Genomic DNA, 12,720 nt, shown 5'->3' on the forward strand with positions numbered 1-12,720 from the left:
AAAGAAGGTAAATCCGTATAATACTTGTTTTTGTATAGAGAACATTTATAACGACGGAGAATAGGAGGAAGGCCTTTCGTGTTTTTAAAAAGATTAGAAATAGCAGGGTTTAAGTCTTTTGCTGAGCGTGTATCTGTTGATTTTGTCCCAGGTGTAACTTCTGTAGTAGGACCTAATGGAAGCGGGAAAAGTAATATTACTGATGCAATTCGCTGGGTACTTGGTGAACAATCTGCAAAATCATTACGTGGTGCAAAGATGGAGGATATTATTTTTGCAGGCAGTGATACGAGGAGAGCGGTTAATGTTGCTGAAGTAACATTAACTTTAAATAATGAAGATCAACGTTTACCAATTGAATACAATGAGGTGTGTGTAACACGTCGTGTATCTCGTTCAGGTGATAGTGATTTTTATATTAATAAACAATCATGTAGATTGAAAGATATTATCGATTTATTTATGGACTCTGGTATGGGAAGAGAAGCTTTTTCAATTATTAGCCAGGGGAAAGTGGAAGAGATTTTAAGTAGTAAGTCAGAAGAGCGTCGAGGTGTATTTGAAGAAGCGGCAGGCGTACTAAAATACAAACTTCGCAAAAAGAAAGCTGAAGGGAAATTAGCAGAAACACAAGAAAACTTAAATCGTGTACAAGATATAATTCATGAATTAAGTAGTCAAGTAGAACCTTTAGAAAGACAAGCTTCTATTGCGAAAGATTATCTTGAGAATAAAGAAGAATTAGAGAAAGTAGAAGCTGCGCTTATTGTCCATGAAATTGAAGAATTGCACGAGAAATGGGAAGCGCTTCGAAATCAGTTTGGGCATAATAAAAACGAAGAAGCTAAAATGTCAACGAATTTACAAAAAAGTGAAGAAGAGCTTGAGGAATTACGAGGACAATTACAAGCGGTAGATGAGTCTGTAGACTCGTTGCAAGAAGTACTTCTTCTTTCTAGTAAAGAGCTAGAAAAACTTGAAGGGCAGCGCGAGTTGTTAAAAGAGAGAAAGCAAAATGCTACGACGCATTGTGCGCAACTTGAGCAGTTAATTGTTGAATTAACAGAGAAAGCTAAAAGTTACGATGGTGAGATTGAGTCAAGTACAGAAGCTTTAATGCAATTTGTGAATGAAGTAAAAGAGTTGGAGCAAAAATTGCATGATAATGAGCAACTGCTTGCTACTTTTGCTGACAATTTAGAGGAACAGATTGAGAATTTAAAAGGTGACTATATTGAGCTTTTAAATCAACAAGCTAGTCATCGTAATGAATTATCTATGATTGAAGAACAATCTAAACAGCAAACGTCTAAAAACGAGCGTCTAGATGAAGAGAATGCGAAATATGTAGAAATGCGTATGGAAATTACAGCGAAAAAGACGAAACTTGTAGAAAGTTACGAACAAGCGAAAGAAAAAGTAGCTGGCATTCTCTCAAACATACAGAAGACAGAGGCGGCGCTTGGGAAATGTAAGACGCAGTATAGTGAAAATGAAACAAAACTGTATCAAGCATATCAATTTGTGCAACAGGCACGTTCTCGAAAAGAAATGCTTGAAGAGATGCAAGAAGATTATTCTGGATTCTATCAAGGTGTACGTGAAGTATTGAAAGCTAGAGAAAATAGGTTGCAAGGTATCGAGGGTGCTGTTGCGGAACTGTTAACGGTACCGAAAGAATACGAAGTTGCAATGGAAATTGCTCTAGGTGCAGCGATGCAGCATATTGTTGTACAAACAGAGGAGCATGCTCGTAATGCGATAGCATTTTTAAAGCAAAATAAACATGGACGTGCAACGTTTTTACCGCAAGCTGTTATTAAAAGCAGGTCTTTATCATTTGAGCAATTACGCATTGCAAATCAACACCCATCGTTTGTAGGTGTGGCGGCAGAACTTGTGCAGTACAACAATAAATATGAAAATGTAGTTTCAAATTTATTAGGTACGGTTATTGTTGCGAAAGATTTACGCGGAGCAAATGAGTTGGCGAAACAACTGCAATACCGTTATCGCATTGTAACAATCGAAGGTGATGTAGTGAATCCTGGCGGTTCTATGACTGGTGGGGCGGTAAAGCAAGCGAAATCTTCTTTATTAGGACGCCAACGTGAACTGGAAGAGTGGACTCGCAAGTTAACTGATATGGAAGAAAAAACAATGAAGTTAGAAAACTTTGTTAAAGCAGTAAAACAAGAGATTCAAGAAAAAGAAGTGAAAATACGCGAACTAAGGCAAACTGTAGAAGTAGATCGTGTAGATGAGCAGAAATTAAGAGAAGAGATTAATCGTCTAGAATTAGAAGAACATCGTATTAATGATCGATTGTCTATTTATGATTTAGAGATTGAAGGGTTTTTACAAGATCGAGTAAAAATGCAAGGGCGTAAAGAGGAGTTAGAAGGGATTTTAACGAATCTTCAAGCTGATATCACTAAGTTAGATAGTAAAATTGTAGCTTTAACAAAACAAAAAAGTGAGCAACATTCTTCGAAAGAAAAAGTTCAAAAAGAAATGACGGAGTTAAAAGTGCTGGTAGCTGAAAAGCAACAACGCTTATTTAATCAAAAAGAAAAAGTTGAACGATTGACGAAGGAAAAAGAAGAAACGGATGCGACACTTGTAAAAACGAAAGAGGATTTAGCGTTCTTAAAACAAGAAATGACATCTAATTCAAGTGGTGAAGAGCAAATTACGAATATGATTGAGAAGAAAGCATATGATCGTAATCAAACTTCAGAATTAATTCGCTCTCGTCGTGAACAACGTGTATCGTTGCAAGAGAGGGTAGAACATTTAGAGCACAATTTGAAAGAAACGACAGGTAAACATAAATATATTCTTGAAATGTTGAAAGATCAAGAAGTGAGAATAAATCGACTTGATGTAGAGTTGGAAAATAGATTACAACATTTACGTGAAACATATACGATTTCATTTGAAGCGGCAAAACTAAAATATACAATGACAATGCCTGCAGAAGATGCGCGTAAGAAAGTAAAATTAATCAAATTATCTATAGAAGAGTTAGGTACAGTGAACCTAGGGGCAATTGATGAATATGAACGTGTAGCGGAGCGTCATACATTCTTACTAGAGCAGAGAGACGACCTAGAAGAAGCGAAAGCGACATTGCACCAGCTTATTACCGAAATGGATGAAGAAATGAAAAAACGCTTTTCTACTACGTTTGAAGGCATTAGAATGGAGTTTCAATCGGTATTCTCTGAATTATTTGGAGGCGGTAGAGCGGATTTAGTAATGACTAATCCAGAGGATTTACTAAATACGGGTATTGATATTGTAGCACAACCGCCAGGGAAGAAACTGCAGAACTTAGGTTTACTTTCAGGTGGAGAGCGTGCTTTAACAGCAATTGCGCTTTTATTTGGTATTTTAAAAGTACGCCCAGTACCATTCTGTGTACTAGATGAGGTAGAGGCAGCCCTTGATGAGGCGAATGTAGCTCGTTTTGCACAGTATTTAAAGAAATTCAGTAATGAGACGCAGTTTATTGTAATTACACATAGAAAAGGTACAATGGAAGAGTCTGATGTGTTGTACGGTGTAACAATGCAAGAATCAGGGGTATCTAAACTTGTTTCGGTTCGTTTAGACGCCGGAGAAGAACTTATTGCAAGTGAATAGGAAGGATGGGAAAGTATGAGTTTTTTTAAAAAACTAAAAGAAAAAATTTCAAAACAAACGGATACAGTTACAGAGAAATTTAAACAAGGATTAGAAAAAACGAGAAATTCATTTGCGGATAAAGTGAATGATTTAGTTTATCGTTACCGTAAAGTGGACGAAGATTTTTTCGAAGAGTTAGAAGAGATCTTAATCGGTGCAGACGTTGGCGTTGCGACGGTAATGGAATTAATTGACCAATTGAAAGAAGAAGTACAACGTCGTAACATTCAAGATCCAAAAGAAGTACAAGCTGTTATTTCAGAAAAACTAGTAGGAATTTACAAAGGCGACAGCGATTTTAGTAACGAAATTAATATGCAAGAGGACCAATTAACGGTTGTTTTATTTGTTGGTGTTAATGGTGTAGGAAAAACGACGACAATTGGTAAACTGGCGCATAAGTTTAAATCAGAAGGTAAGTCAGTCCTATTAGCGGCAGGAGACACATTCCGTGCTGGAGCGATTGAACAATTAGAAGTATGGGGCGATCGCGTTGGCGTAGAAGTGATTAAACAAGGATCTGGATCTGATCCAGCGGCGGTTATGTATGACGCTGTACAAGCTGCGAAAGCACGTAAGGTAGATGTATTACTATGTGACACAGCAGGACGCTTGCAAAATAAAGTAAATTTAATGAAAGAATTAGAGAAGGTGAAGCGTGTAATTGAGCGTGAAGTACCAGGTGCTCCTCATGAAGTATTACTTGTTATTGATGCAACAACAGGACAAAACGGTTTAAGCCAAGCGAAAACATTCCGTGAAGCAACGAATGTAACTGGTATTGTTTTAACGAAGTTAGATGGAACTGCTAAAGGTGGTATTGTATTAGCGATTCGTAACGAAATGGATGTACCAGTGAAGTTTGTTGGATTAGGAGAGCAAATGGATGACTTGCAACAGTTTGATCCAGAACAATATGTGTATGGTTTATTTGCGAACTTAGTAGAAACAGAAGAAGCATAAGTGAAAGGAGCGGTATTTCCGCTTCTTTTTCTATAAAAAATATATGATGTTAAGAAAAAAACTTGACACTCTTTTGGACTACATGTAAACTAATTCATGTAAAGGGAAATCACTTAACAAAGGATGATCCAACATGCTCGAAAAAACAACGAGAATGAACTATTTATTTGATTTTTATCAATCGTTGTTAACGCAAAAACAAAGAAGTTATATGTCGCTTTATTATCTAGATGATTTATCTCTTGGTGAAATTGCGGAAGAATTTGATGTAAGTCGCCAAGCCGTGTATGATAACATTAAACGGACTGAAGCGATGCTTGAAGAATATGAAGAAAAATTAGTATTACTTCAAAAGTTTCAAGAGCGACAGCGACTTGTTGCAAAGCTAAAACAGCTAATCAGCGAAGAAGAGCATGTAAATGAAGAAATGAAACAAGTTGTTGAAGCTATCGAAAAATTAGATTAGGAGGGCGGCAATATGGCATTTGAAGGATTAGCCGACCGACTTCAACAGACAATGCAAAAAATCCGCGGCAAAGGAAAAGTTTCTGAAGCCGATGTGAAAGAAATGATGAGAGAAGTTCGTCTAGCTCTTTTAGAAGCAGATGTTAACTTTAAAGTAGTAAAAGATTTTGTGAAGCGTGTGTCTGAACGTGCTGTCGGACAAGATGTAATGAAAAGTTTGACACCTGGACAACAAGTAATTAAAGTTGTACAGGAAGAACTTACAGAACTTATGGGCGGAGAGCAAAGCAAAATTGCTGTTGCTAATAAGCCACCGACTGTTATTATGATGGTTGGTCTGCAAGGTGCGGGTAAAACAACGACGACAGGTAAGCTTGCGAATTTGCTTCGTAAAAAGCATAACCGTAAACCGATGCTTGTTGCAGCGGATATTTACCGTCCAGCAGCGATTAAACAGCTTGAAACATTAGGGAAGCAATTGGACATGCCTGTATTCTCTTTAGGAGATCAAGTAAGTCCTGTTGAAATTGCGAAACAAGCGATTGCAAAAGCAAAAGAAGATCATCACGATTATGTTTTAATCGATACAGCGGGTCGCCTGCATATTGATGAAGAACTAATGGATGAATTAGCGAAAGTTAAAGAAGTTGCGAAACCGGATGAAATTTTCCTTGTTGTCGATGCGATGACGGGACAAGACGCGGTAAATGTTGCGCAAAGTTTCCATGAACAGTTAGGTTTAACAGGTGTTGTATTAACGAAATTAGATGGTGATACGCGCGGTGGTGCTGCATTATCTATTAAGGCTGTAACAAACACGCCGATTAAATTTGCTGGTATGGGTGAAAAACTAGATGCAATTGAAGCGTTCCATCCAGAGCGTATGGCATCCCGTATTTTAGGGATGGGCGATGTCTTAACATTGATTGAAAAAGCGCAAGCTACAGTTGATGAAGAGAAAGCAAAAGAACTTGAGCAAAAAATGCGTACGCTTTCGTTTACGCTTGACGATTTCCTAGAACAACTTGGACAAGTGCGTCAACTTGGGCCGCTTGATGAATTGTTAGGAATGCTTCCTGGTGCAAATAAAATTAAAGGGCTGAAAAACGCGCAAGTTGATGAAAAACAAATTGGGCATATTGAGGCAATTATTCGTTCTATGACTAAATTAGAACGAGAACAACCGGAAATAATCAATGCTAGTCGCAAAAAGCGCATTGCCAAAGGTAGCGGTACAACTGTACAAGAAATCAATCGTCTAATTAAACAATTCGATGACATGAAAAAAATGATGAAGACGATGACGGGAATGCAAAAAGGTAAGAAAAAAGGACTAGGTGGATTGAAGTTTCCATTCATGTAAGGAAAAAAAGATGGCTCTGTTAAGAAAAAATACTTTACAAAGCAATAGTCTTTTTGCTAATATAATTATCTGTGTGAAATAAATTCGGAGGTGCTTTATAAATGGCAGTTAAAATTCGTTTAAAACGTATGGGAGCTAAAAAAACTCCTTTCTATCGTGTAGTTGTTGCAGATTCTCGTTCTCCTCGTGACGGACGTTTCATTGAGGAAATCGGAACTTACAATCCAGTTGCTCAACCAGCTGAAGTTAAGATCAACGAAGAAGCAGCATTAAAATGGTTAGGAAATGGTGCTAAACCATCTGATACAGTTCGTAACTTATTCTCTAACCAAGGTATCATGGAGAAATTCCACTTATCTAAACAAGGTAAGTAATTGAGGCAATGACTATGAAGAAGTTAGTCGAGACGATTGTCAAGCCTCTTGTCGATTATCCTGAAGATGTAAAAGTTACACAGGAACTTTGCAACGGAGAGATAAAGTATCGATTAACTGTACATCCTGAGGATGTTGGGAAAGTCATTGGAAAGCAAGGGAGAGTTGCGAAAGCGATTCGAATGCTCTTGTATTCAGTGGGACATCATAATGATGAAAAAGTAACACTGGAAATTCAATAAACGTAAAAAAGGGCGAGGAGTTATTCCTCTCCCTTTTTTAACATTTAAATAGAGAGTGCATGTTCCATCTGTGAAATGGAGATGCTTAATTTATATAGAAACCAGGGGTGACATACTATTTATGACAAAATGGTTTAACGTAGGGAAAATTGTAAATACTCATGGCGTAAGAGGAGAAATCCGTGTTATTTCTCGTACTGATTTTCCAGAAGAGCGATATAAAGTAGGAAACACGTTATACATATCGAATGAGAAAGGCACAGACTACCTTCCGGTGAAGGTAACTTCTCATCGCCAACATAAGACATTCGATTTATTAACATTTGAAGGATATAACAATGTAGATGAAGTAGAGAAGTTTAAAGGTTCTTTAATAAAAGTACCAGAAGAGCAGTTAGGTGAACTTGCTGAAGGTGAATACTACTATCATGAAATTATTGGTTGCAGTGTTGTAACGGAAGAAGGAGAAGCGCTAGGGACAATCAAAGAGATTCTATCTCCTGGTGCAAATGATGTTTGGGTAATTAAACGCCCGAAGGGTCAAGATCTCTTAATTCCTTATATCGATGACGTTGTACTTCAAGTTAATATTGAAAATAAATTAGTAACCATTCATGTAATGGAAGGGCTGCTATAATGAAAATTGATATTTTAACGTTGTTCCCAGACATGTTTACCGGTGTATTTGGATCTTCTATATTAAAGAAGGCGCAAGAAAAAGAAGCGGTAAACCTTCGTGTTGTTAACTTTCGTGATTATACAACAAGTAAGCATAATAGCGTAGACGATTATCCTTACGGCGGAGGAGCTGGTATGGTGCTTACTCCTCAGCCTATTTTTGATGCTGTAGAAGATTTGACGAAAGAAACAGAGCGTAAGCCGAGAGTTGTCTTAATGTGTCCGCAGGGCGAAAGGTTTACGCAGAAGAAAGCGGAAGAGCTTGCAGGGGAAGAACATTTAATCTTCGTATGTGGGCATTATGAAGGATATGACGAACGAATTCGTGAGCATCTCGTAACGGATGAGATTTCTATTGGTGACTATGTATTAACGGGCGGCGAATTAGCCTCTATGGTTATTACTGATAGTGTGGTACGTCTCTTGCCAGGTGTGTTAGGAAATCATGCTTCACAAGTAGAGGATTCGTTTAGTACAGGTTTATTAGAGCATCCTCATTATACACGTCCGGCTGATTTTCGTGGTATGAAGGTACCGGATGTATTAATGTCAGGGAATCATAAAAATATTGATGAATGGCGACATAAGGAATCTTTGCGCCGAACGTATACGCGTAGACCTGATTTATTAGATGAGAGAGAGTTATCTAAACAAGAGAAAAAATGGCTTGAGGAAATAAAGCGAGAGCAGTAATAACTTCATATATTTGCTATTGCAACAGGCCTAGTAATATGCTATTATAACATTTGTGCTACTGAAATCAGTAGCCGTATTAACGATGTTCCGCTGTAATTTATTAAGACTTTATAAGAGCATCTGTTTAAAGGAGAGAATTTAATATGCAACAATTAATCGCAGAAATTACAAAAGGCCAATTAAAAACTGACCTTCCTTCATTCCGTCCTGGTGACACTTTACGTGTACACGTAAAAGTTGTTGAGGGAACTCGTGAAAGAATTCAGCTTTTCGAAGGTGTTGTAATTAAACGTCGTGGTGGCGGAATCAGTGAAACATTCACAGTTCGTAAGATTTCTTACGGTGTAGGTGTTGAGCGTACATTCCCAGTTCACACGCCAAGAATCGCGAAAATCGAAGTACTTCGCCGTGGTAAAGTACGTCGTGCTAAGTTATACTACTTACGTAACCTTCGCGGTAAAAAAGCACGTATTAAAGAAATTCGATAAGACATGTATGGGAGCTTGTAAATGCACAAGCTCCCTTTTTCCAATCTATATGAAATTTTGGTATAATACGAGCAGTTTACATAACCGTGGAGGGGAAATGCATGAAAAAAGAGAAGAGTTCACTTTGGGAATGGATTAAAGCAATTTTGATTGCTGTTGTATTAGCTGGTGTTATTAGACAGTTTTTCTTTGCGCCAATTCTCGTAGACGGGGTATCGATGGCACCTACTTTACATGATCGTGATCGAATGATTGTGAATAAAATTGGTTATCACATTGGAGATCCAAAACGCTTTGATATTATCGTATTTCGAGCAACAGAAGATAAAGATTACATTAAGCGCATTATAGGCCTGCCAGGCGATGAAATAGAGTATCGTAATGATAAACTGTATGTTAACGGAAAAGCTTATGAGGAGCCGTATTTAGACAAGCAGAAAAAGCAAATTGCTGACGGACCGCTTACATATGATTTTAATCTTGAAGAAATGACAGGCAAGAAAACCGTTCCAAAAGATCAATTATTTGTTTTAGGTGATAATCGTCGTTTTAGTAAAGATAGCCGTTCAATCGGTACGATTTCAATGGATCAAGTAATTGGTAAAGCTAATATGTTATATTGGCCGTTAGAAGACGCACGTATTGTGAAATAAATGAAAAAGAAGGTGGCAACATGGTAATTCAATGGTTTCCAGGGCATATGGCGAAGGCTAGACGCCAAGTAACGGAGAAATTAAAATTAATTGATGTTGTAATTGAACTTGTAGATGCTCGATTACCATTATCATCTCGAAACCCAATGATTGATGAAATCATTACACATAAGCCAAGGCTTGTTGTTTTAAATAAAGCGGATATGGCGGATGATCGTTTAACAAAACAATGGATCGCATATTTTAAAGAAAACGGCCATATGGCAATTTCGATTAACGCGCAAGCTGGACAAGGTATGAAGGAAATTGCAGCAGCTTGTAAAGTGCTTGTTAAAGAAAAATTTGATAAAATGGTTGCAAAAGGTATTAGACCGAGAGCGATTCGTGCATTAATTGTAGGTATACCAAATGTTGGTAAATCTACATTGATTAATAAATTGGCAAAGAAAAATATTGCTAAAACAGGAGATCGTCCAGGTGTGACAACAGCTCAACAATGGATTAAAGTTGGGAAGGAAATGGAATTGTTAGATACACCAGGTATTCTGTGGCCTAAATTTGAAGATCAATTAGTGGGTCTTCGTTTAGCGACAACGGGTGCAATTAAAGATTCAATTTTAAATTTACAAGATGTAGCTGTTTACGCATTACGTTTTATGGAGAAACATTATCCAGAACGCTTGAAAGAACGCTATAATTTAAATGAGATTCCAGAAGATATTGTGGAATTATTCGATGCAATTGGAAAAAATAGAGGTTGCTTAATGGGCGGCGGAATGATTGATTATGATAAGACATCTGAGCTTGTGCTTCGTGAGCTTCGTGGTGGCAAACTTGGAAAAATGACGTTTGAAACACCGGAAGAGTTTGGAGAGCAAGTGGAAGATGTGGAAAAAATAGAAGAAGTATAAGACGTGCGTTTGTGCGTCTTTTCTTTTTGGATATGTTTAAAAAGGAGCTTGTATAAATGCAAACTATGACGATAAAAGAAGCGGAAAATGTATTGAAAGAAATTATGAATGAAGAAGATGATCGCTTTCAACTATTAATGAAAGATGAGCGAAAAGGTGTTCAAAAGCTCGTTTTGAAGTGGTATAAACAAAAAGAGTTAGAACAGAAAGAAAAAGAGAAGTTTTTTGAAATGTCCAAGTATGAAAATGCTTTGCGTGAAAAAGGGGTCACATATATCGCGGGTATTGATGAAGTAGGGCGCGGTCCGTTGGCTGGGCCTGTTGTGACGGCAGCTGTCGTTCTTCCTGAGGATTTTTATATTCCAGGGTTAAATGACTCGAAAAAGTTGAGTGAAGCGAAACGTGAGCGTTTTTATGATGAAATAAAAGTACAAGCAATTGCAATTGGAGTAGGAATTGTATCACCGCAAGTTATTGATGACATTAATATTTACCAAGCAACGAAACAAGCGATGTTAGATGCAGTTGCAAATTTATCTTGTACACCCCAACATTTATTAATTGATGCGATGAAGCTTCCTACACCAATTCCGCAAACATCAATTATTAAAGGTGATGCGAAAAGTGTTTCGATTTCAGCCGCATCCATTATCGCAAAAGTAACGAGAGATCGTATGATGAAAGAACTGGGAGAGAAGTATCCTCAATATGGATTTGAGCAACATATGGGTTATGGCACAAAGCAACATTTAGAGGCAATTGAAGTGCATGGAGTATTAGATGAACACCGAAAGTCATTCGCGCCAATTAAAGATATGATTCAAAAATAAGCTGTAAATATACAGCTTATTTTTTTATTTTGGGATATAAACATTACTATTTTTGAAAAAGAATAAAGCGATTTCAGTTTTCTGACACTTTATTGTAGACAGCGTGCCAATCATCTTATACAATGGCAATGTAATGTTTTTTAAACATTAAAAAACTTTTCGAGTAAAACAGGAAAACAGGGGAGGATGGGACCATGAATATCCATGAGTACCAAGGTAAGGCAGTCCTTAGAAGCTATGGGGTTAGCGTTCCGAACGGGAAGGTTGCGTTTACAGTAGAAGAAGCTGTAGAAGCAGCGAAAGAATTAGGAACAGATGTATGTGTAGTGAAAGCACAAATTCACGCTGGTGGACGCGGCAAAGCTGGCGGAGTAAAAGTTGCAAAAAATTTAGATGAAGTTCGTACATATGCAGAAAGCATTTTAGGAACTACACTTGTGACACATCAAACAGGTCCTGAAGGTAAGGAAGTAAAACGCTTACTTATCGAAGAAGGTTGCGATATTAAAAAAGAATATTATGTAGGTCTAGTTTTAGATCGTGCAACTTCTCAAGTTGTTTTAATGGCGTCTGAAGAAGGCGGAACAGAAATTGAAGAAGTAGCAGAAAAAACACCTGAAAAAATCTTTAAAGAATATATTGATCCAGCAGTAGGCTTACAAGGTTTCCAAGCGCGCCGAATTGCATTTAACATCAATATTCCAAAAGAGCTTGTAGGACAAGCTGTGAAGTTTATGATGGGCTTATATCGTGCGTTTATCGAAAAAGATTGCTCTATCGCTGAGATTAATCCACTTGTTACAACAGGTGAAGGTAAAGTTATGGCATTAGATGCAAAATTAAACTTTGATTCTAATGCGTTATATCGCCATAAAGACATTTTAGAGCTTCGTGATCTTGATGAAGAGGATTCAAAAGAAATTGAAGCTTCAAAATACGACTTAAACTACATTCCTTTAGATGGAAATATCGGTTGTATGGTTAATGGTGCAGGTTTAGCGATGGCTACAATGGATATCATTAAACATTACCACGGTGACCCAGCTAACTTCTTAGATGTTGGTGGCGGTGCAACTGCAGAAAAAGTTACAGAAGCATTCAAAATTATCCTTTCTGACAAAAATGTAAAAGGTATCTTCGTTAACATTTTTGGTGGCATTATGAAGTGTGATGTTATTGCAGAAGGTGTTATTGAAGCAACGAAACAAGTAGGTCTTGAGTTACCTTTAGTTGTACGTCTTGAAGGTACAAACGTAGAACTAGGTAAGAAAATTTTAAATGAGTCTGGCTTAAATATTGTTGCAGCAGAATCTATGGCAGACGGTGCACAAAAAATTGTTTCACTAGTGGGCTAATAGAAAGCGGGG

13 protein-coding genes are annotated in these 12,720 nt (G+C 37.4%); all 13 read left to right on the forward strand.

The genetic code is table 11. From position 1 onward, the window contains the following. Positions 1 to 78 precede the first annotated feature (78 nt). On the forward strand, positions 79 to 3,648 hold the full coding sequence (gene smc, locus ACTFO4_RS05200; protein ID WP_061457657.1) for a chromosome segregation protein SMC: 3,570 nt from the start codon (positions 79 to 81) through the stop codon (positions 3,646 to 3,648). 15 nt (positions 3,649 to 3,663) lie between these two features. Beyond that, complete coding sequence (gene ftsY / locus ACTFO4_RS05205) at positions 3,664 to 4,653, forward strand: signal recognition particle-docking protein FtsY (protein ID WP_017672864.1); 990 nt, start codon at positions 3,664 to 3,666, stop codon at positions 4,651 to 4,653. Positions 4,654 to 4,786: 133 nt separating this feature from the next. Next, positions 4,787 to 5,119 carry a putative DNA-binding protein gene (locus ACTFO4_RS05210; protein ID WP_000891062.1) on the forward strand — a complete coding sequence of 111 codons (333 nt, stop codon included), beginning with the start codon at positions 4,787 to 4,789 and terminating at the stop codon, positions 5,117 to 5,119. A gap of 12 nt (positions 5,120 to 5,131) precedes the next feature. Beyond that, positions 5,132 to 6,481 (forward strand): signal recognition particle protein, encoded by a 1,350-nt coding sequence (gene ffh, locus ACTFO4_RS05215; RefSeq protein ID WP_000863460.1) that lies wholly within the window; start codon positions 5,132 to 5,134, stop codon positions 6,479 to 6,481. Between the two features lie 101 nt (positions 6,482 to 6,582). Further along, a complete protein-coding gene (rpsP, locus tag ACTFO4_RS05220) occupies positions 6,583 to 6,855 on the forward strand; it encodes a 30S ribosomal protein S16 (RefSeq protein ID WP_000268750.1) in 273 nt (90 codons plus the stop codon). 14 nt (positions 6,856 to 6,869) lie between these two features. After that, positions 6,870 to 7,097 (forward strand): KH domain-containing protein, encoded by a 228-nt coding sequence (locus ACTFO4_RS05225; RefSeq protein ID WP_000737401.1) that lies wholly within the window; start codon positions 6,870 to 6,872, stop codon positions 7,095 to 7,097. Between the two features lie 121 nt (positions 7,098 to 7,218). Further along, positions 7,219 to 7,734 carry a ribosome maturation factor RimM gene (gene rimM / locus ACTFO4_RS05230; RefSeq protein ID WP_000170278.1) on the forward strand — a complete coding sequence of 172 codons (516 nt, stop codon included), beginning with the start codon at positions 7,219 to 7,221 and terminating at the stop codon, positions 7,732 to 7,734. Then, positions 7,734 to 8,468, forward strand: a complete 735-nt coding sequence (trmD, locus tag ACTFO4_RS05235) for a tRNA (guanosine(37)-N1)-methyltransferase TrmD (protein WP_000686903.1) — start codon at positions 7,734 to 7,736, stop codon at positions 8,466 to 8,468. The genes rimM and trmD overlap by 1 nt, the downstream gene beginning before the upstream one ends. A 146-nt stretch (positions 8,469 to 8,614) precedes the next feature. Then, a complete protein-coding gene (gene rplS, locus ACTFO4_RS05240) occupies positions 8,615 to 8,959 on the forward strand; it encodes a 50S ribosomal protein L19 (protein ID WP_001186516.1) in 345 nt (114 codons plus the stop codon). 101 nt (positions 8,960 to 9,060) lie between these two features. Further along, on the forward strand, positions 9,061 to 9,612 hold the full coding sequence (gene lepB / locus ACTFO4_RS05245; RefSeq protein ID WP_000711853.1) for a signal peptidase I: 552 nt from the start codon (positions 9,061 to 9,063) through the stop codon (positions 9,610 to 9,612). A 20-nt stretch (positions 9,613 to 9,632) separates the two neighbouring features. Next, entirely contained in the window at positions 9,633 to 10,523 is an 891-nt protein-coding gene (ylqF, locus tag ACTFO4_RS05250; protein WP_017672865.1) for a ribosome biogenesis GTPase YlqF, read from the forward strand. A gap of 56 nt (positions 10,524 to 10,579) precedes the next feature. Further along, on the forward strand, positions 10,580 to 11,353 hold the full coding sequence (locus ACTFO4_RS05255; protein WP_061457655.1) for a ribonuclease HII: 774 nt from the start codon (positions 10,580 to 10,582) through the stop codon (positions 11,351 to 11,353). A gap of 194 nt (positions 11,354 to 11,547) precedes the next feature. After that, complete coding sequence (gene sucC, locus ACTFO4_RS05260; RefSeq protein ID WP_001020791.1) at positions 11,548 to 12,708, forward strand: ADP-forming succinate--CoA ligase subunit beta; 1,161 nt, start codon at positions 11,548 to 11,550, stop codon at positions 12,706 to 12,708. Positions 12,709 to 12,720: the final 12 nt, after the last annotated feature.

The organism is Bacillus cereus group sp. MYBKT14-1, from assembly GCF_051915185.1.
In the GTDB taxonomy this organism is placed as follows: domain Bacteria; phylum Bacillota; class Bacilli; order Bacillales; family Bacillaceae_G; genus Bacillus_A; species Bacillus_A cereus.